Below are 23,872 nucleotides of genomic sequence, written 5' to 3' on the forward strand. Positions count from 1 at the left end.
TGATTTTCAGAGGGCTTTTTTATTGAGGTTTTATCGGTCACAATTTTGGAGACTACAAAAACCTCAAATGGTATCAGCTAATTACACCATAAGGGTGCGTAGCTACTCGGCTTGAAAAGCCGAGTAGCTGTCTGCAAGCTCCTTCGGAGAGCCCACACTTTACGAAGTAAAGTATAATATGTTATACTTTACATGGAAGTAGTCACCGAATTTCAGTTAGAAATTACTTTGTAACTACGTTTTGAGGAGGAGTAAAAATGCTTTCCTATGTTCGACATTACCCACTAGCGATAGCTAAATTAATGTGTCTGTGCTTTCCTAAAATCTACTGATTTATTACTGACCAATACAGGAGGTTTTTATGGGACAGACAATCATATCTGCTATTGGTGTTTATATTTCCACCAGTATCGATTATTTAATTATTTTATTTATTTTATTTGCACAGCTATCACAGAATAAACAAAAATGGCATATTTATGCGGGGCAATATCTAGGCACAGGCTTACTTGTAGGGGCGAGTTTAGTTGCTGCTTATGTCGTTAATTTCGTGCCTGAAGAATGGATGGTTGGATTGCTTGGTTTAATCCCTATCTATTTAGGGATTCGCTTTGCAATTGTTGGAGAAGGTGAGGAAGAAGAGGAAGAAGAGGAAGAAATTATTGAAAGATTAGAACAAAGCAAGGCAAATCAACTGTTTTGGACAGTTACATTGCTGACAATTGCGTCTGGCGGAGATAATTTAGGTATCTATATACCTTATTTTGCTTCGTTAGATTGGTCACAGACCCTCGTGGCCTTGCTTGTGTTTGTAATCGGCATAATTATCTTATGCGAGATTAGTCGGGTGTTATCCTCTATTCCCTTAATATTCGAGACAATTGAAAAATACGAGCGAATCATTGTGCCCTTAGTATTCATTCTACTTGGACTATACATCATGTATGAAAATGGCACGATAGAGACTTTTCTGATCGTGTAGATTTTTTTGTTTCACTAGGATTTTGGCCCGAGCTCAAATCAGCTCTCTGACTTCAGAGGGCTTTTTATGTTGTCACCTTACCTTGGTATGCTCAAGTATAATCTTCGGTTACGATTATTAGCACTGTAAGACCAACTATATTTATTTTTCTCATCTTGTTCCATTGTTGAAAATATGGTATACTTTTCATGAGAATTTTCTAAATTTTTAAGATTCTATCAAAGGAGGTTTGCATGCTTTCCAAATTTTCTGGAAGCCGACAAGACCAGCAATTTGTGTTACTTTTAGTTATTTTGCTAGGTATTTTAGGGATTTCTCTCTTTCTAGCAGTTTCAATGGGATCTGTTGCGATTGATCTAGGAGATACCTATCGGATTATTTTGAGCAGGTTAGGATTTTCTCTTGAGATAGGAGAGGTTTCCAAGTCCACTCTTGCCATTGTATGGAATATGAGATTCCCTCGAGTATTGTTAGGCCTGATAGTAGGAGCAGGCCTTTCTATGTGTGGTAGCGTGATGCAGTCTACAGTGAACAATCCCATCGCAGAGCCTTATGTCTTAGGAATATCTGCGGGTGCAACTCTAGGAGCAACCTTGAGCATCATTCTTGGTTTAAAAGTGATGATTAGCCTTGGAGCTTTTCTTGGAGCTATTTTGGCAACAATTGCTGTCCTCATCATTGCCTCTATGCAGGGAAGGATGACGACTTCCAGTCTGATCTTATCAGGAACGGTGGTCAACGCTCTCTTTCTGGCTTTTTCAAACTTTATTATATCAGTTGGCGCTAATGCGGATAGTGTGATGACCATTAAGTTTTGGACCATGGGCTCGCTCGCTGGGACTTCCTGGGCAGACTTGGTTCTGCCAACTATAGTAGTAGGAATGGCCTTCCTATTTTTCTCTACTCAGTATCGTGTTTTCAATGCGATGATGATGGGAGATGAGGCTGCTTTAACTTTGGGCATTCCCTTACGCTTTTATTGGTATCTTTATGTGACCATGGTGGCTGTGCTGACAGCAGTCTTAGTTGCAACCTGTGGGATTATTGGATTTGTCGGTCTGATTACTCCACATTTAGCTCGAGGGTTAGTAGGAACGAATTACAAGAGGCTTTTTCCTGTTGCAACCTTGCTGGGTGCCCTCTTTGTCATCTGGGCAGACGTACTCTCTCGTATCATCATTCCAAACGCAGAGCTTCCTATTGGTATTTTCACAGCCTTAGTAGGTGCTCCCTTCTTTATCTACATTGTTGGGGGTAGGCGAAGGGAGGTGAGGGGCTGATATGGATTTGATTTGTCAGGACATCCATTTTGGACTAGGGGAGAAAAAAATCCTCAAAGGAGTCTCTCTTAAGGTTGAAGGGAATCAATTTCACACGATATTAGGCCCAAATGGAAGCGGGAAAACCAGTCTACTTAAACTTCTCTATCGTCAGGAAAAGGCGGACAAAGGCTTGATAAGCCTAGATGGAAAGCCACTGGAACATTGGTCACTCAAAGAAACAGCCAAGCAAATGGCAGTTGTCACTCAGTTTAATCAATTGCAGTTTGATTGTACAGTTGAGGAAATCGTCTTGCTGGGAAGAACTCCCCACCTCTCTTTTTTACAGAAGGAAAAGGAAAGGGATTATGCCCTCGTTCAAGATGCCCTCGTTAAGGTGGATATGCTTGAGAAGAAAACTCGTCTCTATTCTTCTCTGTCAGGGGGGGAGAAACAGCGAGTTTTGTTAGCTCGCGCCTTGGCGCAAGAACCGACTCTCTTGCTCCTAGACGAACCAACCAATCACCTGGATATCAAGTATCAGCTAGACTTGTTAGCCATTGTGAAAAATCTCAAGGTCAATGTTCTAGCTGTCCTACATGATATTCAACTTGCTTGTCGCTATTCGGATTATCTCTATCTGATGAAAGAGGGAGAAATCCTTTACCAAGGGACTCCAAAGGAGACCATCACCCCTGAGTCGTTGCAAACTGTATACGGCGTTCAAAGTCAGGTGACTTGGACCGAGGATCAGCAAGCCATGATTCACTATTTATAAGAATGAAAAGGAAAACAAGATGAAAAAAACACTTAGTATTTTACTGGTAACAGTAGCTACCTTAACTTTGGCAGCTTGTGGTAACACTACTACAGAAAAAGCTACTACACAATCTAGCACAGAAACAAGTCAAAAGGCGAGCACAGAGACGACTTATCCCCTTACAGTCAAAACCTATGATGCTAAGGGAAATGAAGTCGAACAAGTTTTTGACAAGGCACCTGAAAAAGTTATCACCAACAATCTTTCAACCACTGAAATCTTATTGGAGTTGGGGTTGAAGGATAAAATTGTTGGCATGCTCAATCCAGACAATGCTGTAAGAGATAAATATAAGGACGCGATTGCGACGATTCCTCAAATTGGGGATAAAAAAACAGTCTCACAAGAGACAGTCCTTTCTTATGAGCCAGATGCAGTGATGGGGCGAAACATGATGTTTTCTGAAAAATCCTTGGGGGCAGTTAGCACTTGGAATGAAAATAAAATCCCAGTCTATACGCAAAAAGCTTCTCTCTCAACGATTCAGCAAGATTTGGAAAATATTGTAGAAGATGTCAAAAATCTTGGAATGATTTTTAATGTTCAGGACAAGGCTAATGAATACGCAGCCCAATTACAAACTAAAATTGACGCTGTTAAGAAAGCAAATCCAGCAAGCCAAGGTGAAAAGAAAAAGGCTTTGATTATGGTTGCTTATAATGATCAAACCTTTGGTGCTTACAAGTCTGCTTTGCAAGAAAGCTTGCTGAACCAACTTGGTTATACAAACGTTGCTACGGGGACATCAGGCTTGACCTTGGAAAATCTCGTATCAATGGATCCTGAATTGATTATCTATGTAACCAGCGACCGCAATAAAAAATTGGATGAAAAAGCAGTAGAGTTGATGAAGGCAAATGCGGTTTTGGAAAGCGTTCCTGCTATTAAGAATCAAAAAATCATGACCATATCTTACGATGAATTGATGGACTATGGTCCAGCAGTGATTGATTCCCTTGAGAAAATCAATGACTTTATCAATAAATAATGAGTTTGATTGGGAAGGAATTCAAGTCAAAATTAGCCTTCCTTCTACCTACGACCCCAATCAAACCTATCCGGCTATTTTATTGAATGATGGAAACTTGGACTTCCTATCCTCCCTTTCCGAATCTGTGATTTTAGTGGGCTTGACCTCTAAAAATCGCTTAGACGACTACACTCCCTGGCAGGCATCGGCTCTGAGAGAGGGAGCTCCAGATTTTGGAGGTCAGGCCAACGTCTATCATGATTGTTTATTTGGAGGTCTTTTGGACAAGTTGCAGTCGCTTTATCGCCTGGATGAAACTCGCCTTGCTTATGGAGGCTCCTCACTAGGTGGTTTGGCGGCAGTCTACAGTCTTTTCAGCTTTGACAAGGTTTCCTGTGTTTTCTCTATCTGCGGTTCTTTTTGGTATCCTGATTTTGTGACTTACTGCAAGGAAGAGACAGTGAAAAATCTAGATTGTTTGCTGTATTTACAGAATGGTCAAACAGAAGGAGTCAATCATAGCAATCGCTTGGCTCAAGCACCAGTCTATGCCGAGAAGATTCATACTAGTCTTCAGAAAAGCTATTCAACAGGTCAGTTTGTCTTTGATCCTTATGGGCATCATGAACAAGTGGCTGAACGCTTTCTGGCCTTTTCTGGCTGGTTGGCTCAAGAATGGAAAATAGAATAAAAGAATTATCCCTTGGCAAAAGCCAAGGGATTGTTGTATTTAACCAAGTTTTTCTCTCTTTTTATCTGGATTCCAGATGAAGCTTGCGATAAAGCTAAAGATGATGGTTAGGATAGCGAGGATAATGGCAAGGATGAGGGCAGGGATGCGGATAAACCACCAGAGTGGGTTTGGTTTTTTATCATTGTGCCATTGTTTCGTTTCTTGGTCCAGACGTTGAAATTCTACTTGGATGCGATTGGCGACTGTTTCAATGCCTTCATCATTCATTTTCTTGATATCTGAGATATCAATTGGATTTCCGAAGTTCATATCAACACGCTCGCGGCTAACCAAGCCTTTCAAGGTCATAGGACCTGTGTAGGTAACCGGCATGATACGGACCTTGGCCATCTTAGCAATCAGAGCTACGCCACCCTTGACATCGTTTGAGTGACGGCTTCCACTTGGAAACATGATGAGAGAGCGATCACTTTTTTTAAGAACATTGATAGGATATTTGATGGCAGAGGCGCTAGGATTTTCACGGTCGATAGGAAAAGCACCACACATACGAATCCACCAACCAAAGATACGGTTAGTAAAGAGTTCTTTTTTGGCCATAAAGATAAACTGTTTTGGTTTGGTCGCAAAGGCCATGTAAACAGGATCCCACCAGGTGCGGTGAGGCGCAACCAAAATATAATTTTCATCTTGATTAGGAATTTTATCAGTATTATGATAGTGGGCATTGCCATTGATGGACCATAGGAGCAAGACAACCAATCCACGTAAATAAGTATAAAACATGCGATCTCCTTCGATTATTTTCTTGTTATTATTATACCTTATCAAAGGAGGGCTGGCAAACTTTTCCCTTGACTAGGTGCATATTTGGGATGAGATTAGAATTCTTTTAGAAAAAATGATATGATAGAATTTATGGATAAAAATAAGATTATGGGATTAACCCAAAGAGAAGTCAAGGAAAGACAGGCTAAGGGCTTGGTCAATGATTTTACTGCTTCGGCCAGTACCAGTACTTGGCAAATCGTTAAACGAAATGTCTTTACCCTTTTTAACGCTTTGAACTTTGTCATTGCTTTGGCACTTGCCTTTGTGCAGGCTTGGAGCAATCTGGTCTTCTTTGCCGTTATCTGCTTTAACGCTTTTTCTGGAATTGTGACCGAGCTGCGGGCTAAACACATGGTGGACAAGCTCAATCTCATGACCAAGGAAAAGGTCAAAACTATTCGTGATGGTCAGGAAGTGGCTCTGAATCCTGAAGAATTGGTGTTAAGAGATGTGATTCGTCTGTCTGCTGGAGAGCAGATTCCCAGTGATGCCTTGGTTTTGGAAGGCTTTGCGGAAGTCAATGAAGCCATGTTAACGGGGGAAAGTGATTTGGTGCAAAAGGAAGTTGACTCCTTGCTTTTGTCAGGAAGTTTCCTAGCCAGTGGGTCAGTTTTAGCTCAAGTTCACCATGTCGGTGCAGACAACTATGCTGCCAAACTCATGCTGGAAGCCAAGACCGTTAAACCAATCAACTCTCGTATCATGAAATCGCTGGACAAGTTGGCTGGTTTTACTGGGAAAATTATCATTCCTTTTGGTCTAGCTCTCTTGCTAGAAGCTTTGCTTTTAAAAGGCTTGCCTCTCAAGTCATCCGTTGTAAACTCGTCGACAGCCCTTTTGGGGATGTTGCCCAAGGGAATTGCCCTTTTGACCATTACTTCGCTCTTGACAGCGGTGATTAAGTTGGGCTTGAAAAAGGTCTTGGTGCAGGAGATGTACTCTGTTGAGACCTTGGCGCGTGTGGATATGCTCTGTCTGGACAAGACGGGCACCATCACCCAAGGAAAGATGCAGGTGGAAGCTGTCCTTCCGCTGACGGAAACTTATGGTGATGAGACTATTTCCATCATCCTGACTAGCTACATAGTCCATAGTGAAGATAAAAATCCAACTGCCCAAGCTATTCGCCAGCGTTTCCAAGGACAGGTTGCCTATCCTATGATCTCTAATCTGCCTTTCTCAAGCGACCGGAAATGGGGTGCTATGGAATTGGAAGGTTTGGGGACAGTCTTCTTAGGGGCACCTGAGATGTTGCTGGATTCTGAAGTCCCAGAAGCCAGGGAGGCCTTGGAGAGAGGTTCACGTGTCTTGGTCTTAGCCCTCAGTCAGGAAAAATTAGACCATCACCAGCCGCAGAAACCATCTGATATTCAGGCTCTAGCCTTGTTGGAAATTTTGGATCCTATTCGAGAAGGAGCAGCAGAGACGCTGGACTATCTCCGTTCTCAGGAAGTGGGACTCAAGATTATTTCTGGTGACAATCCAGTTACTGTGTCCAGCATTGCTCAGAAGGCTGGTTTTGCGGACTACCATAGCTATGTAGATTGCTCGAAAATCACAGATGAGGAATTGATTGCTATGGCTGAGGAGACAGCTATTTTTGGACGTGTTTCCCCTCATCAAAAGAAACTCATCATTCAAACGCTGAAAAAAGCAGGGCATACAACAGCTATGACAGGGGACGGAGTCAATGATATCTTGGCTCTTCGTGAGGCGGACTGTTCCATCGTGATGGCGGAGGGAGACCCAGCGACTCGTCAGATTGCTAATCTGGTTCTTTTGAACTCTGACTTTAATGATGTTCCTGAGATTCTCTTTGAAGGCCGTCGTGTGGTCAATAACATTGCCCACATAGCCCCGATTTTCTTGATAAAGACCATCTATTCTTTCTTGCTCGCAGTTATCTGTATCGCCAGTGCTCTTCTGGGACGATCTGAGTGGATCTTGATTTTCCCCTTCATTCCAATCCAGATTACCATGATTGACCAGTTCGTGGAAGGTTTCCCACCATTCGTTCTGACTTTTGAGCGAAATATCAAACCTGTTGAGCCAAACTTCCTCAGAAGATCCATGCTTCGTGCCCTACCAAGCGCTCTCATGGTTGTGTTCAGCGTTCTTTTTGTGAAAATATTTGGAAGTAGCCAAGGTTGGTCTGAGTTAGAAATCTCAACCCTACTCTATTATCTCTTGGGGTCAATTGGTTTCTTATCCGTATTTAGAGCCTGCATGCCATTTACCCTATGGCGTGTCCTCTTGATTGTTTGGTCAGTAGGAGGCTTCCTAGCCACAGCTCTCTTCCCAAGAATTCAAAAACTGCTTGAAATTTCGACACTTACAGGACAAACATTCCCTGTTTACCTTGTCATGATGGCTGTCTTTACCGTGATTTTCATCCTGACTAGTCGCTATCAAGCCAGAAAATAAAGAAAGGCTGCAATCTGTGGATTGCGGTCTTTTTTAGGTACAGGAGTGCTAGCTGAAATGTGGTATAATAAGAGGTAATAGAGTTTTGGAAAGTGAGAGAAGATGATTTCAAAGAGATTAGAGTTAGTGGCTTCCTTTGTGCCCCAGGCTGCCATTTTACTAGATGTGGGGAGTGACCATGCTTATTTGCCTATCGAGTTGGTCGAGAGAGGACAAATCGAAAGTGCCATTGCAGGTGAGGTGGTGGAAGGCCCCTATCAGTCTGCGGTCAAAAATGTTGAGGCTCACGGCCTAAAGGAAAAAATCCAGGTTCGTTTAGCCAATGGCTTGGCAGCTTTTGAAGAGGCAGACCAAGTGTCTGTCATTACCATTGCTGGTATGGGTGGTCGTTTGATTGCTAGGATTTTAGAAGAAGGCTTGGACAAGTTAGCTAATGTAGAGCGTTTGATTCTCCAGCCCAATAATCGTGAAGACGACTTGCGTATCTGGCTACAAGAGAACGGATTTCAAATTGTAGCTGAAAGCATCTTAGAAGAAGCTGGCAAGTTTTACGAGATTTTGGTGGTGGAGGCAGGACAAATGAAGTTATCAGCCAGCGATGTCCGCTTTGGTCCTTTTTTGTCCAAAGAAGTCAGTCCAGTCTTTGTCCAAAAATGGCAAAAAGAAGCTGTTAAGCTAGAGTTTGCCCTCGGACAAATTCCAGAAAAAAATCTGGAAGAACGTCAAGTTCTAGTAGATAAAATTCAAGCCATCAAGGAGGTTCTCCATGCTAGCAAGTGAAGTAATTAACGCATATGAATCCTTTTGCCCTCAGGAATTTTCAATGGAAGGAGACAGTCGTGGTCTGCAAATTGGCACTTTAGACAAGGATATCCAAAGGGTCATGGTGGCTCTGGATATTCGTGAAGAAACGGTGGTTGAAGCCATTGAAAAGGGTGTGGACTTGATTATTGTCAAGCACGCACCGATTTTCCGTCCCATCAAGGATTTGGTAGCTAGCCGTCCACAAAATCAGATTTACATTGATCTCATCAAGCATGACATTGCAGTTTATGTCAGCCATACCAATATTGACATCGTTGAAAATGGCCTCAATGATTGGTTTTGTCAGATGCTAGGCATTGAGGAGACGACTTATCTTCAGGAGACAGGTCCTGAACGTGGAATTGGTCGTATCGGGAATGTTCAGCCTCAGACTTTTGGGGAATTGGCCCAGAATGTCAAGCAAGTCTTTGGTTTAGATAGTCTTCGATTGGTGCATTATCAAGAGACTGATTTACAGAAGCCTATTTCAAGAGTGGCCATCTGTGGTGGTAGTGGGCAGTCTTTCTATAAGGATGCTTTGGCAAAGGGGGCAGATGTTTATATCACTGGTGATATTTACTACCACACTGCCCAGGATATGTTGTCTGATGGGTTACTGGCATTGGACCCAGGTCACTATATTGAAGTGCTTTTTGTGGAAAAAATTGCAGAGCTTCTTAATCAATGGAAAGAGGAAAAAGGCTGGACAATCGATATTGTACCTAGTCAAGCATCGACCAATCCTTTCCACCATATCTAGTTAGAAAGTGAAAACAATGAAAAAAGTTGCCATTATCGGAGCAGGGATTGTAGGTGCAACAGCTGCCTACTACCTCTCTAAAGAAAGTGACCTAGAAGTAACCGTCTTTGACCATGGACAAGGTCAGGCTACCAAGGCCGCAGCAGGAATTATCAGCCCTTGGTTTTCCAAACGCCGCAATAAGGCCTGGTACAAAATGGCGCGCTTGGGGGCTGACTTTTATGTGGATTTATTAGCTGATTTAGAGAAGTCAGGGCAAGAAATCAACTTTTACCAGCGTTCGGGAGTCTTTCTCCTGAAAAAGGATGAAACTAAGTTGGAAGAACTCTATCAACTAGCGCTCCAGCGCAGAGAAGAATCTCCCTTGATAGGGCAATTAGCTATTCTGGACCAAGCATCAGCTAACGAATTATTCCCTGGCTTGCAGGGATTTGACCACCTGCTCTACGCTTCTGGTGGAGCGAGAGTAGATGGCCAGCTTTTAGTGACTCGTTTGTTAGAAGCAAGTCAGGTCAAGCTGATCAAAGAAAAAGTGACTCTGACACCCTTATCATCAGGCTACCAGATTGGCGAAGAGGTGTTTGAGCAGGTTGTTTTGGCAACGGGAGCTTGGTTGGGACACCTGTTAGAGCCTTTAGGTTATGAAGTAGATGTTCGTCCCCAAAAAGGACAACTCCGAGATTATAGGCTTGCCCAAGACATGGAAGCTTACCCTGTGGTTATGCCAGAAGGGGAGTGGGATTTGATTCCTTTTGCAGGTGGGAAATTATCCCTAGGCGCTACTCATGAAAATGACATGGGATTTGATTTGACGGTAGATGAAACCTTACTCCAACAAATAGAGGAGGCAGCCCTGCCTTGCTATCCTAGTTTAGTAGAAGCTACCAGAGCTGGTGAGCGTGTGGGAATCCGTGCATACACTAGTGATTTCTCACCTTTCTTTGGGCAGGTGCCAGAATTGGCAGGTGTCTATGCAGCCAGTGGACTAGGTTCATCAGGCCTCACAACTGGTCCTATCATTGGTTACCATCTAGCTCAACTGATCCAAAGCAGGGAAATGACCTTAGACCCAGCAAACTACCCAATTGAAAACTATGTCAAACGACTAAAAATCGAATAAATATTTTACTGAAATTTTATCCTACCCCCTAGGATTGTAAATGACATTCCCTATCAAAAATGGTAAAATAAGAAAAAATCCGAGAATCGAGGAACAAAGATGCAAGAAAAGATTTTGGTAACGGGTGGTGCAGGTTTTATTGGAACCCACACTGTTATTGAGTTAATCCAAGCAGGTCATCAGGTTGTTGTGGTGGATAACCTTGTTAATAGTAACAGAAAAAGTTTAGGAGTTGTTGAGAGAATTACAGGAGTTGAAGTGCCTTTCTATGAGGCAGATATCCGTGACACAGATACCCTCAGAGACATTTTCAAACAAGAAGAACCAACAGGGGTCATTCACTTTGCTGGTTTGAAGGCTGTTGGAGAATCTACCCGTATCCCTCTTGCCTATTATGACAACAATATCGCAGGAACTGTTAGCCTTTTGAAAGTCATGGAAGAAAACAACTGTAAAAATATCATTTTCAGTTCTTCTGCGACAGTTTATGGAGATCCTCATACAGTGCCAATCTTGGAAGATTTCCCACTTTCAGTGACCAATCCATATGGCCGTACTAAGCTTATGCTAGAGGAAATTTTGACGGATATTTACAAAGCAGACTCAGAATGGAATGTGGTCTTGCTTCGTTACTTTAACCCAATCGGAGCCCATGAGAGTGGTGATTTGGGAGAAAATCCAAACGGTATTCCAAATAACCTCCTGCCATATGTGACGCAAGTAGCCGTTGGAAAACTAGAGCAAGTGCAAGTGTTTGGAGACGATTACGATACGGAAGATGGAACTGGTGTTCGTGACTATATCCACGTTGTTGATTTGGCTAAAGGTCACGTCGCAGCTCTGAAAAAAATCCAAAAAGATTCAGGCCTAAACATTTATAACCTTGGAACAGGGAAAGGCTATTCAGTTCTTGAAATTATCCAAAATATGGAAAAAGCAGTGGGACGCCCAATTCCTTACCGCATCGTAGACCGTCGCCCAGGGGATATTGCAGCCTGCTACTCAGATCCTGCAAAAGCCAAAGCAGAACTCGGCTGGGAAGCAGAACTCGACATCACCCAAATGTGTGAAGACGCATGGCGTTGGCAAAGCAAGCATCCAAATGGATTTGAAGACTAAGATGGTGATGTCAATCATTGTCCCCTGTTTAAACGAAGAGGAAGTACTTCCTCTTTTTTATCAGGCTTTGGAATCTTTACTTCCAGATTTGGAAACAGAAATCGAGTATGTCTTTGTCGATGATGGATCAAGTGATGGGACCTTGCAACTTTTAAAGGTCTATCGGGAACAAAATCCGGCAGTGCATTATATTTCTTTCTCTCGAAATTTTGGCAAAGAAGCAGCTCTTTATGCAGGCTTGCAATATGCGACAGGAGATTTGGTAGTGGTGATGGATGCAGACCTGCAGGATCCTCCTAGTATGTTGCTTGAGATGAAAAACTTACTAGACCAAAATGCAGATTTGGACTGTGTTGGAACACGGAGAACCAGTCGGGAGGGAGAACCAGTTTTACGTAGTCTCTGCGCTAATCTCTTTTATCGCCTTATGAAAAAAATCAGCCCAGTAGCCTTACCGTCAGGTGTCCGTGATTTTCGCATGATGAGAAGGTCTGTAGTCAATGCTATTTTAGCTTTGACCGAGTCCAATCGTTTTTCAAAGGGGCTCTTTGCCTGGGTAGGTTTTAAAACACACTATCTGGACTATCCCAATGTCGAAAGGCAGGCTGGTAAGACCAGTTGGAGTTTTAGGCAACTTTTTTTCTACTCCATTGAAGGGATTGTTAATTTTTCAGATTTTCCCTTGATTATCGCCTTTGCGGCTGGTCTCCTATCTTGTTTCATTTCTCTGCTAATGACCTTTTTTGTTGTGGTTAGGACTCTCATTTTGGGCAATCCGACATCAGGTTGGACCTCTCTGATGGCTGTTATTCTCTTTCTTGGTGGAATCCAACTCTTGACCATTGGGATTCTCGGCAAGTACATCAGTAAGATTTATCTAGAGACCAAAAAAAGACCACTTTATCTTATCAAAGAAAAAAGCGACCTTCCTGATTTTACAGAAAAAAATAAAGTGAAAAGACTATAATTTTACATGGAAATGTGCTAAACTAGAGGGAGTGGATTATCGCCATTGATTTAGGCTTCCTGGTTTCCAATCAGGGCGCGAGTTGGGCAATTTTTAACAGCCTCTAAGACATCCTGACAAGGAGAAATTTCTTTTTCCAGCTGGTCAGGATCATCGTAAAAACGCACGATTCCATTATCGTGGTAATCAAATAAATCAGAATAAGTTTGGCAAAGCCCACAGGCGATGCATCGTTCAGGTATAAGTGTGATTTTCATATTTATATTGTAATAAGAAAAGTAAAAAAAAACAAGGAGTAAGGTATGGCAAAAGAACCGTGGCAAGAAGATATTTATGAAAATCAAGAAGAAACAAGATCAGAACGTCGTAAGAGAACTCAAGGTAGAGATGTAGTGGCCAATCGTGTCTTGACGATCCTAGCCAGTATTTTCTTTGTAATTGTGGTGGTGATGATTATTGTTCTCATCTATCTTTCATCAGGTGGGAGTAATCGCACAGCAGCCTTGAAAGATTTTCACGATTCAGACGCAAATGTAGTACAGATTTCATCTTCTAGTAGTTCCCAGCCTGAACAGAGTTCAGAATCTTCTTCTGAACACTCGGAGGAAGCTACAGATCCAGAAGGGACGACAAAAGTCTTAGCTGGAGAAGGAGAAGCAGCCATTGCGGCTCGCGCTGGGATTTCGATTGCTCAGTTAGAAGCCTTAAATCCTAGTCATATGGCTACAGGGTCTTGGTTTGCTAATCCAGGTGATGTTGTCAAAATAAAATAGGAGTTGATATGAAAACAATTCAAATTGCTATTGACGGCCCTGCTTCAAGTGGTAAGAGTACGGTCGCAAAGATTATTGCTAAAGACTTTGGATACACCTACCTAGATACAGGTGCTATGTATCGTGCGGCGACCTATATGGCTCTCAAGAACCAGTTAGGAGTGGAAGAGATTGAGGAGCTTTTAGCCTTGTTGGACCAGCATCCAATCAGTTTTGGACGCTCAGAAACTGGAGAACAGCTTGTCTTTGTAGGGGATGTGGATATTACCCATCCTATTCGTGAAAATGAAGTGACCAATCATGTTTCTGCTATTGCAGCAATTCCTCAAGTACGTGAGAAACTAGTTTCCCTCCAACAAGAGATTGCCCAACAAGGCGGTATTGTCATGGATGGTCGCGATATTGGGACTGTTGTATTGCCACAAGCAGAATTGAAAATTTTCCTAGTAGCTTCGGTAGATGAAAGAGCAGAGCGCCGTTACAAGGAAAATATTGCCAAGGGAATTGAAACAGACCTTGAAACTCTAAAAGAGGAAATTGCTGCGCGTGACTACAAGGATAGTCATCGTGAGACTTCACCTCTCAAACAAGCAGAGGATGCTGTCTACCTTGATACAACTGGTTTGAACATTCAAGAAGTAGTTGAAAAAATCAAAGCAGAAGCTGAAAAAAGAATGTAAATGTAGAAAAGCCGATAGATTGATATCGGTTTTTTCTAAATTTGTCAAAATGCTGATTTTAAGGTATAATAGTTGCTGTTCGAGAAATTTTGATTTTCAAAGAATAGTGAATGATGATAAGGAGAAACCATGAACAACCTACCAAATTGCCCAAAATGTAACTCAGAGTATGTCTACGAAGACGGTGCCCTACTGGTTTGCCCAGAGTGTGCTTATGAGTGGAATCCTGCTGAAGTTGCAGAAGTAGAAGAAGGTCTTGTCGCTATCGATGCCAACGGAAATAAATTGGCTGACGGTGATACTGTAACCCTCATCAAGGACTTGAAAGTAAAAGGTGCGCCAAAAGATTTGAAACAAGGGACGCGCGTGAAAAATATCCGCATCGTAGAAGGCGACCACAATATCGACTGTAAAATTGATGGCTTTGGTGCCATGAAACTTAAATCAGAGTTTGTGAAGAAAATTTAAGCATGTCGAAACACTATAAACTTGTATTTTATAGCCGTATCTTCTTGTTTCTAGCGGCTTTTACGGGAGTTTATCTTGAAATCGCCAAGCATGGTGGATTTGGGATGTTGCTCTATTATACGGTTCTGTCCAACCTTTTAGTCGCGATTTTTACGCTCTATCTCCTAAAGGTTATGAGCCGTTTAGGTGAAAACTGGCAAAGACCAAGTCTCTTGCGCTTAAAAGGTGGGGTCACCATGAGTATCATGATTACCTGTGTGATTTATCATTTCCTCTTAGCGCCAATTGCGACTAATTTTTATACTCTAGAAAATTTCCTTTGCCACTATATCGTTCCCCTTTGGTTTTTAGTAGATACCCTCTTTTTTGATAAACAGGGTCAATACAAGATTTGGGATCCAGTTGTGTGGACGATTTTACCCTTGCTGTATATGATTTTTGCTCTTTTTAATGGCTTGGTACTGAAACTTGATGTTCCTAATTCTAAGGTCAGTCCCTTCCCTTACTTCTTTTTGAACGTAAACAAGGGTTGGGATGTCGTGTTCAAGTGGTGTCTGATTATCTTTGTTGCCTATATGGTGGCAGGATTTATCTTCTACTTTATCAAGCAAATCAAGAGAAAATTATCCTAAGACACAAGGGATTCATTTTCGAGTTTAAGAAGGAGTCTATACACTAAAGAGGCTTCTTCTTTTCTTGCTTATTTGATAACTATCAAAAGAGACAGAAGATTAAGAGAAAATATAGAAAGAGATTTCATGAAACAATTTTTAGAACGGGCCAGTATTTTGGCTCTCTCCCTCGTTTTGATTACGTCCTTTTCCATCTCGAGTGCCCTGCCAGCTATGTTTGACTATTATCAAGGCTATCCTAAGGAACAAATTGAGCTCTTGGCGAGCTTGCCTTCCTTTGGAATCATGATTATGTTATTACTAAATGGTTTCTTAGAAAAAATATTTCCTGAGCGCTTACAGATTAGTTTGGGCTTGCTGATTTTATCACTGAGCGGGACGGCTCCCTTCTGGTATCAAGCCTATCCCTTTGTCTTTGGAACACGGATTCTTTTTGGTTTGGGTGTTGGGATGATCAATGCCAAGGCCATTTCCATTATCAGTGAACGTTATCAAGGAAAAACACGAATTCAGATGCTAGGGCTACGTGGCTCTGCAGAGGTCGTTGGAGCTTCTCTCATTACCTTGGCAGTTGGCCAGTTGTTAGCTTTTGGTTGGACAGCTACTTTCTTAGCTTATAGTGCTGGATTTTTGGTGCTGATCCTCTATCTGCTCTTTGTCCCTTATGGAAAAGAAAAGAAAGAAGTTAGGAAAAAGGAGAAGGAAGCAAGTCGCTTAACTCGGGAAATGAAAGGCTTGATTTTTATCCTAGCTATCGAAGCGGCAGTTGTAGTTTGTACCAATACAGCTATTACCATCCGTATTCCAAGCTTGATGGTGGAAAGAGGGCTTGGAGACGCCCAGTTATCTAGTTTTGTTCTTAGTGTCATGCAGTTAATCGGGATTGTGGCTGGTGTGAGTTTTTCTTTCTTGATTTCTATCTTTAAAGAGAAACTGCTCCTATGGTCAGGTATTACCTTTGGCTTAGGGCAAATTGTGATTGCCTTGTCTCCATCCTTGTGGGTTGTAGTGGCAGGGAGTATTCTGGCTGGTTTTGCCTACAGTGTAGCCTTGACGACGGTCTTTCAACTGGTCTCTGAACGAATTCCAGCTAAACTCCTCAATCAAGCAACTTCATTTGCAGTTTTAGGCTGTAGTTTCGGAGCCTTTACGACTCCATTCGTTCTAGGTGCAATTGGGTTATTAACTCACAATGGGATGTTGGTCTTTGCTATCTTAGGATCTTGGTTAATTGTAACATCTATCTTTGTCATGTACTTACTTCAAAAGAGAGCTTAGGATTGGTTTCCTAAGTTTTTCTTTTTGTGAATTTTGTACCCAGACAATATTTGTTTTAGACCCTTGTTTACAGATTATTTTCTTGATAAAATAGAGGTTATGACGAGATATAAAGCAACTATTTCCTATGATGGTTACGCCTTTGCTGGTTTTCAGCGTCAGCCCCATGCGCGGAGCGTTCAGGAAGAAATTGAAAAAACCTTGACTAGATTGAATAAGGGCCAAGCCATTACCGTTCACGGTGCTGGTAGGACTGATAGTGGAGTCCATGCTCTGGGACAAGTTATTCATTTTGACTTGCCATATCAAATGGATGAGGAAAAACTTCGCTTTGCCTTGGACACCCAGTCCCCTGAAGATATTGATGTGATTTCAATTGAGCTTGTGGCGGATGATTTTCATTGTCGTTATGCCAAGCACAGCAAGACTTATGAGTTTATCGTGGATAGGGGCCGTCCTAAAAATCCCATGCGCCGTCACTACGCTACTCACTTTCCTTATCCGCTCGATGTGGAGCGGATGCAGGAGGCTGTCAAAAAGCTAGAGGGCACCCACGATTTCACAGGCTTTACAGCTTCTGGAACCAGTGTGGAGGATAAGGTTCGCACCATTACAAAAGCTAGTCTCAGGGTTGATGAGACAGGGCAATTTTTGACCTTTACCTTTTCAGGAAATGGTTTCTTGTATAAACAGATTCGCAATATGGTGGGGACACTGCTCAAAATCGGGAATAATCGTATGCCAGTGGAGCAGATTGACCTGATCTTGGAGAAAAAGGACAGGCAACTTGCAGGTCCCACTGCAGCACCAAATGGTTTGTATTTAAAGGAGATTCGTTATGAAGAATAATCGTATTTTAGCACTTTCTGGAAATGATATTTTTAGTGGTGGTGGTTTGTCCGCGGATTTGGCTACCTATACCTTGAACGGCTTGCATGGCTTTGTAGCAGTGACCTGTTTGACAGCCTTGACAGAAAAAGGATTTGAAGTCTTTCCAACTGACGATGCCATTTTTCAACATGAATTAGATAGCTTGCGTGATGTGGAGTTTGGGGGAATTAAGATTGGTCTTCTTCCTACTGTCAGTGTGGCTGAGAAGGCATTGGACTTTATCAAACAACGCCCAGGAGTGCCTGTGGTTCTGGATCCTGTCTTGGTCTGCAAGGAAACGCACGACGTAGCAGTTAGTGAACTCTGCCAAGAGTTGATTCGCTTTTTCCCTCATGTCAGTGTGATTACGCCTAATCTTCCTGAAGCAGAATTATTGGCTGGTCAGGAAATTAAAAGCTTGGAAGATATGAAAACTGCAGCACAGAAATTGCATGACTTAGGAGCGCCAGCAGTCATTATCAAGGGAGGCAATCGCCTTAGTCAGGACAAGGCTGTAGATGTCTTTTATGACGGACAAAAATTTACAGTCCTAGAAAATCCTGTCATCCAAGGGCAAAATGCTGGTGCAGGTTGTACCTTTGCCTCTAGCATTGCCAGTCACCTAGTCAAAGGTGATGAACTTTTACCAGCAGTAGAAAGCTCTAAGGCTTTCGTTTATCGTGCCATTGCACAAGCAGATCAGTATGGAGTAAGACAATATGAAGCAAACCAAAACAACTAAAATCGCCCTTGTATCCCTATTAACCGCCCTCTCTGTGGTTCTAGGTTATTTCTTAAAAATTCCAACACCGACAGGCATTCTAACTCTCTTAGATGCGGGTGTCTTCTTCGCGGCCTTTTACTTTGGTAGTCGTGAAGGGGCTGTAGTAGGAGGACTAGCAGGTTTCTTGATTGACCTCTTATCAGGCTATCCTCAGTGGATGTTCTTTAGCTTGGTCAACCATGGCTTGCAGGGATTTTTCGCAGGATTTAAAGGAAAAACTCAGTGGTTAGGCCTTATCTTAGCAACGATTGCCATGGTAGGGGGTTACGCCTTGGGTTCTACATTGATGAATGGCTGGGCAGCAGCCCTACCAGAAATTTTACCAAATTTAATGCAAAATATCGTGGGAATGGTTGTAGGGTTTGTGCTTAGTCAAAGTATCAAGAAGATTAAGTAATACTCTTCGAAAATCTCTTCAAACCACGTCAGCTTCCATCTGCAACCTCAAAACATTGTTTTGAGTAACCTGCGGCTAGCTTCCTGGTTTGCAAGTATAAAGAGGCTGAGTAAAAAGTCTTTCAAATAAGAAAAACGCATAGTATCAGGTGTTGAAAGCTTGATACTATGCGTTTTATTGTGGGAAGATTTTTGAAGAATTTTGAAGAATATTAATCAAAATAAAGCAAGTCTTTGCTGGTGTTTGTAAAGAGGTCGAAGCCGTCCTTGGTAACAACACCGCAGTCTTCGATACGGACACCGACTTTACCAGGGATATAGATACCTGGTTCAACAGAGAAGCACATGCCTTCTTCGATGACCATGTCGTTTCCTTCCATGATAGATGGGAATTCGTGGACATCCATACCGATACCGTGACCAAGACGGTGGTTGAAGTACTCGCCGTAACCAGCTTTTTCGATGACCTCACGGGCAGCGCGGTCCACTTCATGGGCAGTCACACCCGGCTTGATAAAGTCAAGAGCAGCCTGTTGGGCTTCGAGGGTCAAGTTGTAAATATCTTTCTTGAATTGGTCAGGTTTGCCGACTGCGACTGTACGAGTCATATCTGACGCATAGCCGTTGACAAGAACACCAAGGTCAAAGAGGAGAAGGGCGTTATTTTCAACTTTGTTTGCTGCTGGAATACCGTGTGGATTTGCAGCATTATCACCAGTCAAGACCATGGTATCAAAACTCATTTCATAACCTTCACGCTTCATAGCAAAGTCAATTTGGGCGATGATATCTGTCTCAGTCTTATCAAGAGAAATATTGTCAAAACCAACATTAACAGCCTTGTCCGCATAGAGACCTGCAACCATCATTTTTTGCACTTCATCAGCTGATTTGATGAGGCGCATGCGTTGGATACGAGGAGTGAGGTTTTCAAACTCAGCAGTTTCAAAGACTATTTTCAAGCCATGGTATTTGGTCAAGATGAGATTGTCAAACTCAACAGCGACACGTTTGAAATCAAGCTGTGGAAGAGCATGTTTCATTTTTTGCCATGGATTTTCAGAATCTACATAGCCCACAACTGGGAAGGAAACAGTGCTAGTAGCGCGCTCAACCTCAAGGGCTGGGACAAAGAGGAGAGGTTCCTGATCTGCTAGGACAAAAAGGAACATTTGACGTTCATGGGGATCACTGTAAAAGCCAGTGAGGTAATTGATTGTGACGGGGTCAGATACGACAGCGACGTCTAGTTTTTCTGATTCAAGATATGTTACGATTTGTTGTAATTTAGACATATGCTACCTTCTTTCTACCCCTCTATTTTGGCAAAAAATGAGAGAAAATGCAAGGGAGAAGGGTAAAATAACAGACAAAAAGAACTCCGACAAGATAACAGAGTTCTTTGATATAATTTCCTTTTGTTTAAGAAAAGTCAGCCTTGCTTTTGACGTCGCTGTATTCTTCAGCGATTTCTTGGCTGAGAATGTCCTCATAAGCAGGGAGTTGAATGTCCTGACCATATTTCTTCTTGAGGGCGGTAGTGACTAGGCGATAAGCCAGATTGGCATTACGAGAGAGGATAGGTCCGTGGAAGTAGGAACCAAAGACATTCTTATAATGAACCCCTTCGCCGACTTTTTCTTCGTTGTTTCCATTTCCATAGACAACCTGTCCCAGCGGTTTTTGGTCATCTGAGAGGAAGGTACGGCCCTGATGATTTTCAAAACCATAGTAGGTTTCATCGAAATCTTCATTGTGAATCTTGATGTCACCGATAAAACGGTTATTGGTCTGGTTGAGGGTGTAGTGGCCCATAACCCCTAGCCCTTCGATGCGTTTGCCTGAAGCTTCAATATAATATTGCCCCAATAGTTGGAAACCACCGCAGATAGCGAGAACCACACCGTCGTTTTGGATGTAGTTGTCAATGCTCTCTTTTTTAGCAGGTAGGTCGTCTGCAATAATACTTTGTTCAAAGTCTTGACCGCCACCGAAAAAGGCAATGTCGTAGTGATTTTCATCAAAGTTATCATGGAGAGAAACGATGTCAACCGTCACATGGGCTCCCAGTTTTTCAGCCACATACTTGAGCATGAGGATGTTTCCATTGTCCCCATAGGTATTCATGAGATTTCCGTAGAGGTGGGCAATGTTGAGCTGATAGGGGTAATTGCCAGCTTTTGAGGAAAGTGAGGTATAAATCATTAGTTCATCTCCTTTCTAACAATCTGACGACTAGCCAGCAGTTCGCGGAATTCCAGCATAGCAGTATAGGTAGCCAGGATATAGGCATGCTTGCAGTCTTGGTTCTCAATTGTTTTAAGAACTTGTTCCAGACTACTTGTTTCAGTAATTTTATCAGCTGGATAGCCTGTTACTCGTAGACGACGTGCAATTTCAGAATGACGAACACCGCCAGCGTTGATTTCAGGGATGTCCATCTCAGTGATTTGTTCAAAATCAGCATCCCAGATCCAGCTGGTATCAATACCGTCTGCATAGTTGGCATTGAGGAGGACAGATAGGCTAAATGGATAAGGAGCTAGTTTAATCATTTCGATAGCTTGAGTTGCACCTACTGGATTTTTAATCAAAACAAGGGTGCATTCCTTGTCACCGATATGGAAGGTTTCTTGGCGTCCAAAGACAGCACGGCTCTTATCAAATCCTTGCTTGATTAGTTGTGAATCTGCACCAAGGAAACGGGCGATGGCAACCGCAGCTAGGGCGTTGTAGATATTGTAGAGTCCACCGATTTGGATACCGTATTCTTGTCCGTCAATGACAAAGCGAGAGCGATTGTTGGTTAACTCAACCAATTCTGTCAAGCGATAGTCGAGATCAGGACGTTTACATCCGCAGCCTTCACAGATATAGGCACCCAAGTTTGCATAGGTATTGTGCTCGTATTTGAGGATGCCTTGGCAGTCAGGACAGAGGATTCCTTCGGTATTATAGTGAGCCAGCTGGGCTGGACCTTTCTCCAAGTCAAAACCAAAATACTGTACAGGATTTGGAATAGCTGGTTTGTAGAAAAGTGGACTGTCTCCATTAAGGAGAACAGTGGCAGTAGGTACCTTACAAATAGCATCTAAAATCATCTTGTAAGTTGTGTAAATCTCACCATAGCGGTCCATCTGGTCACGGAAGATATTTGTGATGACAAAAAGGCTTGGCTGGATATAGTCACAGATACGAGATAGACTGGCTTCATCGATTTCTAGAACGGCAATATTTTTCCCAGTTTTAGAAGATTTGGCTGTTAAGAAGGTTGTCGCAATTCCTGTAATCATGTTGGCACCGCTTGGGTTGGTCAGAACTTGACCATAAACCTCTTTTAAAATGCCGACAGTGAGGGCAGTTGTTAGGGTTTTTCCATTTGTTCCAGTGACCACGACAATCTCGTAGTTCTTAGCTAGGTTTTGTAAAATATCTTTATCAAATTGAAGGGCAAGTTTTCCTGGGAGCGTACTTCCACGTCCAAGACGGCTTAAAACGAAGTAGGAAGAACGCCCAGCAAGAAGGCCCAAAGTAGTTTTTAAGTTCATGTTTCTATTATATCATAAAAGAGAGAAAAGACAGATTTGATACTCAATGAAAATCAAAGAGCAAACTAGGAAGCTAGCCGCAGGCTGTACTTGAGTACGGCAAGGTGAAGCTGACGTGGTTTGAATTTGATTTTCGAAGAGTATGAGATTTCGCAGAAATGAAAACAGCCCTCAGAGGGCTGTTCGATACGATTAAATCTCAACTTAAATCGCAAACAAGTCATTCAAGTTCTCAGCCAAGGTTGGGTGAGTGAAGATTTGTTTTGTGAAGTAAGTGTAAGGAATCTTGTTGTCCATAGCAACAGTGATGATGTTGATGATTTCTTGAGAACCTTCTGAGAAGATGCTTGCTCCAAGAATTTCTTTTGTTTCAGTATTAACCACAGCTTTGAAGGCTCCGCGAAGGTCTCCGTTTACGTGACCACGAGGCATTGCTGCAACAGGGATTTCCTTCACTGCGTATGGAAGTTTCAAATCAGCAGCTTGGCTTTCAGTCAAACCGACTTGTGAAAGTGCAGGTGTGATGAACATAGTGTTTGGTACATTGAGACGGTCTTCAAGTGTGTAGCTGCCATCTCCAGCAAGGTAGCTGTAAACAACACGGAAGTCATCAAGTGAAATGTAAGTAAATTGAAGGCCACCGTTGACATCTCCAACTGCAAAGACACCAGGAACGTTTGTTTGACAATGTTTGTCTACTTTAATAGCACCACGTTCAGTTAGTTCAATATCTGTATTTTCAAGTTGAAGTGGTTCTACATTTGGTTTGCGTCCAGTTGAGTAGAGAAGGGCGTCGAAACGGTAAGTTTCGTTTTCAGTTACAAGGAGCACTTGGTCACCATCGTTTTTGATTTCAGTAGTGCGGATATTTTGAAGCAATTCAATACCGTCTTCTTCCATGTATTGCTTAGCAAGAGCTGCGATGGAAGGTTCTGCACGAGGTAGGAAAGTATCCAAGGCATCTAGAACTGTAACCTTGCTTCCAAGTTTGTTGTAAAGACCAGCAAATTCAAGACCGATATTTCCGCCACCAAGGATTCCAAGTTTTTCAGGCAATTTGTCCAAGTTTTGAATACCTGTTGAGTCAAAGACGTTTTTGCTTGTAGCAAGTCCAGGGATTGGCAAGATGTTTGAAACAGCACCAGTGTTGATGACGATTGTTTCAGCGGTCAGTTCTTTCTTTTCATCACCAGCTTGGATTTCGATGACTTTATTTGAAAGGAAGTGAGCTTCCGCATCAAAGATATCCACGCCTGTACCTGCAACAGTAGCATAGTTTTTACCATTGAGGCGACCAGTGATAGTATTTTTGGTAGCAATCACTTCTTCAAAAGACAAGTCTTTCTCAGCAGCAACTAGTAAAGTTTTAGTTGGGATACAACCAATGTTGATACAAGTTCCACCATACATAGCTTTACTACGTTCAACGAGGGCAACTTTTTTGCCAGCTGAAGCCAATTTACCAGCTAGTGTTTTACCAGCTTTACCAAATCCGATAACGATTAAATCATAAGTTAACATTTAGAATTCCTCCTATTCGAATTTCATTCTAGCACAAGAAAAAAACTTTTGCACAATTCTGCTACGCTTTAAAAAAGTTTATAAAATAGTGGAAAGTTTACTTTATTCTTTCAGAAAAATCGTTTACATGACATTATCTACGGATTTAACTATCTTTTGCTTCTCTCTTGTG

Annotated in this window: 25 protein-coding genes; 19 read left to right on the plus strand and 6 right to left on the minus strand. The window is 42.3% G+C overall.

The window, feature by feature from the left end; all coding sequences use genetic code 11:
- Window positions 1–361 precede the first annotated feature (361 nt).
- From O3636_RS09105 to O3636_RS09125, 5 genes are all read left to right on the plus strand, one after another.
- Entirely contained in the window at window positions 362–982 is a 621-nt protein-coding gene (locus O3636_RS09105) for a CadD family cadmium resistance transporter (RefSeq protein ID WP_045611205.1), read from the plus strand.
- Window positions 983–1,215: 233 nt separating this feature from the next.
- Window positions 1,216–2,262 carry a FecCD family ABC transporter permease gene (locus tag O3636_RS09110; RefSeq protein WP_371642772.1) on the plus strand — a complete coding sequence of 349 codons (1,047 nt, stop codon included), beginning with the start codon at window positions 1,216–1,218 and terminating at the stop codon, window positions 2,260–2,262.
- 1 nt (window position 2,263) lies between these two features.
- Complete coding sequence (locus O3636_RS09115; RefSeq protein ID WP_371642774.1) at window positions 2,264–3,019, plus strand: ABC transporter ATP-binding protein; 756 nt, start codon at window positions 2,264–2,266, stop codon at window positions 3,017–3,019.
- A gap of 19 nt (window positions 3,020–3,038) precedes the next feature.
- Window positions 3,039–4,049, plus strand: a complete 1,011-nt coding sequence (locus tag O3636_RS09120) for an ABC transporter substrate-binding protein (protein WP_371642776.1) — start codon at window positions 3,039–3,041, stop codon at window positions 4,047–4,049.
- Window positions 4,030–4,722, plus strand: a complete 693-nt coding sequence (locus O3636_RS09125) for an alpha/beta hydrolase-fold protein (RefSeq protein WP_371642778.1) — start codon at window positions 4,030–4,032, stop codon at window positions 4,720–4,722. Before O3636_RS09120 ends, O3636_RS09125 begins: the two co-directional genes overlap by 20 nt.
- Window positions 4,723–4,761: 39 nt before the next feature.
- Here O3636_RS09125 and O3636_RS09130 read toward each other — a convergent pair whose 3' ends face one another.
- Entirely contained in the window at window positions 4,762–5,511 is a 750-nt protein-coding gene (locus O3636_RS09130; RefSeq protein WP_371642780.1) for a lysophospholipid acyltransferase family protein, read from the minus strand.
- A gap of 132 nt (window positions 5,512–5,643) precedes the next feature.
- On the opposite strand from O3636_RS09130, the gene O3636_RS09135 reads away from it, so the two are divergent.
- From O3636_RS09135 to O3636_RS09160, 6 genes are all read left to right on the plus strand, one after another.
- Entirely contained in the window at window positions 5,644–7,980 is a 2,337-nt protein-coding gene (locus O3636_RS09135; RefSeq protein ID WP_371642844.1) for a cation-translocating P-type ATPase, read from the plus strand.
- 102 nt (window positions 7,981–8,082) lie between these two features.
- Window positions 8,083–8,760: a tRNA (adenine(22)-N(1))-methyltransferase TrmK gene (locus O3636_RS09140; RefSeq protein ID WP_371642781.1), complete on the plus strand. Its 678-nt coding sequence runs from the start codon at window positions 8,083–8,085 to the stop codon at window positions 8,758–8,760.
- On the plus strand, window positions 8,747–9,544 hold the full coding sequence (locus O3636_RS09145; RefSeq protein ID WP_371642783.1) for a Nif3-like dinuclear metal center hexameric protein: 798 nt from the start codon (window positions 8,747–8,749) through the stop codon (window positions 9,542–9,544). Before O3636_RS09140 ends, O3636_RS09145 begins: the two co-directional genes overlap by 14 nt.
- 16 nt (window positions 9,545–9,560) lie before the next feature.
- Complete coding sequence (locus O3636_RS09150; RefSeq protein ID WP_371642786.1) at window positions 9,561–10,664, plus strand: NAD(P)/FAD-dependent oxidoreductase; 1,104 nt, start codon at window positions 9,561–9,563, stop codon at window positions 10,662–10,664.
- Between the two features lie 99 nt (window positions 10,665–10,763).
- Window positions 10,764–11,783: a UDP-glucose 4-epimerase GalE gene (gene galE / locus O3636_RS09155; RefSeq protein WP_371642788.1), complete on the plus strand. Its 1,020-nt coding sequence runs from the start codon at window positions 10,764–10,766 to the stop codon at window positions 11,781–11,783.
- Window position 11,784: 1 nt separating this feature from the next.
- On the plus strand, window positions 11,785–12,750 hold the full coding sequence (locus O3636_RS09160) for a glycosyltransferase family 2 protein (protein ID WP_371642790.1): 966 nt from the start codon (window positions 11,785–11,787) through the stop codon (window positions 12,748–12,750).
- Between the two features lie 50 nt (window positions 12,751–12,800).
- Here O3636_RS09160 and O3636_RS09165 read toward each other — a convergent pair whose 3' ends face one another.
- Window positions 12,801–13,007, minus strand: a complete 207-nt coding sequence (locus tag O3636_RS09165) for a ferredoxin (protein WP_173270218.1) — start codon at window positions 13,005–13,007, stop codon at window positions 12,801–12,803.
- Window positions 13,008–13,052: 45 nt separating this feature from the next.
- On the opposite strand from O3636_RS09165, the gene O3636_RS09170 reads away from it, so the two are divergent.
- The 8 genes from O3636_RS09170 (at window position 13,053) to O3636_RS09205 (ending at window position 18,632) form a co-directional block, all read left to right on the plus strand.
- Entirely contained in the window at window positions 13,053–13,523 is a 471-nt protein-coding gene (locus O3636_RS09170) for an SAG1386/EF1546 family surface-associated protein (RefSeq protein WP_143952369.1), read from the plus strand.
- Window positions 13,524–13,531: 8 nt separating this feature from the next.
- The gene (gene cmk / locus O3636_RS09175) at window positions 13,532–14,203 is read left to right on the plus strand and encodes a (d)CMP kinase (RefSeq protein WP_000849398.1); all 672 of its coding nucleotides are present in this window, start codon (window positions 13,532–13,534) and stop codon (window positions 14,201–14,203) included.
- A 129-nt stretch (window positions 14,204–14,332) separates the two neighbouring features.
- Window positions 14,333–14,671 carry a zinc ribbon domain-containing protein YjdM gene (locus O3636_RS09180; protein ID WP_120718914.1) on the plus strand — a complete coding sequence of 113 codons (339 nt, stop codon included), beginning with the start codon at window positions 14,333–14,335 and terminating at the stop codon, window positions 14,669–14,671.
- A 2-nt stretch (window positions 14,672–14,673) separates the two neighbouring features.
- On the plus strand, window positions 14,674–15,303 hold the full coding sequence (locus tag O3636_RS09185; protein WP_371642792.1) for a Pr6Pr family membrane protein: 630 nt from the start codon (window positions 14,674–14,676) through the stop codon (window positions 15,301–15,303).
- Between the two features lie 126 nt (window positions 15,304–15,429).
- The gene (locus O3636_RS09190; RefSeq protein ID WP_261023023.1) at window positions 15,430–16,581 is read left to right on the plus strand and encodes an MFS transporter; all 1,152 of its coding nucleotides are present in this window, start codon (window positions 15,430–15,432) and stop codon (window positions 16,579–16,581) included.
- Between the two features lie 99 nt (window positions 16,582–16,680).
- Window positions 16,681–17,430, plus strand: coding sequence for a tRNA pseudouridine(38-40) synthase TruA (gene truA, locus O3636_RS09195; RefSeq protein ID WP_261013178.1), 750 nt, complete (start codon window positions 16,681–16,683; stop codon window positions 17,428–17,430).
- Complete coding sequence (locus O3636_RS09200; RefSeq protein WP_371642795.1) at window positions 17,420–18,193, plus strand: bifunctional hydroxymethylpyrimidine kinase/phosphomethylpyrimidine kinase; 774 nt, start codon at window positions 17,420–17,422, stop codon at window positions 18,191–18,193. Before truA ends, O3636_RS09200 begins: the two co-directional genes overlap by 11 nt.
- Window positions 18,171–18,632, plus strand: a complete 462-nt coding sequence (locus tag O3636_RS09205; protein ID WP_371642797.1) for an ECF transporter S component — start codon at window positions 18,171–18,173, stop codon at window positions 18,630–18,632. Before O3636_RS09200 ends, O3636_RS09205 begins: the two co-directional genes overlap by 23 nt.
- A gap of 211 nt (window positions 18,633–18,843) precedes the next feature.
- Here the strand turns inward: O3636_RS09205 and O3636_RS09210 are convergent, their stop codons facing one another.
- The 4 genes from O3636_RS09210 to O3636_RS09225 all read right to left on the minus strand — a co-directional run bounded on the left by O3636_RS09210 (window position 18,844) and on the right by O3636_RS09225 (window position 23,700).
- Window positions 18,844–19,926, minus strand: coding sequence for a Xaa-Pro peptidase family protein (locus O3636_RS09210; RefSeq protein WP_084930451.1), 1,083 nt, complete (start codon window positions 19,924–19,926; stop codon window positions 18,844–18,846).
- 127 nt (window positions 19,927–20,053) lie between these two features.
- Window positions 20,054–20,836 (minus strand): lipid II isoglutaminyl synthase subunit GatD, encoded by a 783-nt coding sequence (gene gatD / locus O3636_RS09215; protein ID WP_261013173.1) that lies wholly within the window; start codon window positions 20,834–20,836, stop codon window positions 20,054–20,056.
- A complete protein-coding gene (murT, locus tag O3636_RS09220) occupies window positions 20,836–22,179 on the minus strand; it encodes a lipid II isoglutaminyl synthase subunit MurT (protein ID WP_261013172.1) in 1,344 nt (447 codons plus the stop codon). Before murT ends, gatD begins: the two co-directional genes overlap by 1 nt.
- Window positions 22,180–22,383: 204 nt before the next feature.
- Entirely contained in the window at window positions 22,384–23,700 is a 1,317-nt protein-coding gene (locus O3636_RS09225) for an FAD-containing oxidoreductase (RefSeq protein ID WP_371642800.1), read from the minus strand.
- Window positions 23,701–23,872: the final 172 nt, after the last annotated feature.

Origin of the sequence: Streptococcus sp. 27098_8_76 (assembly GCF_041432315.1) — a bacterium.
Taxonomy (GTDB): domain Bacteria; phylum Bacillota; class Bacilli; order Lactobacillales; family Streptococcaceae; genus Streptococcus.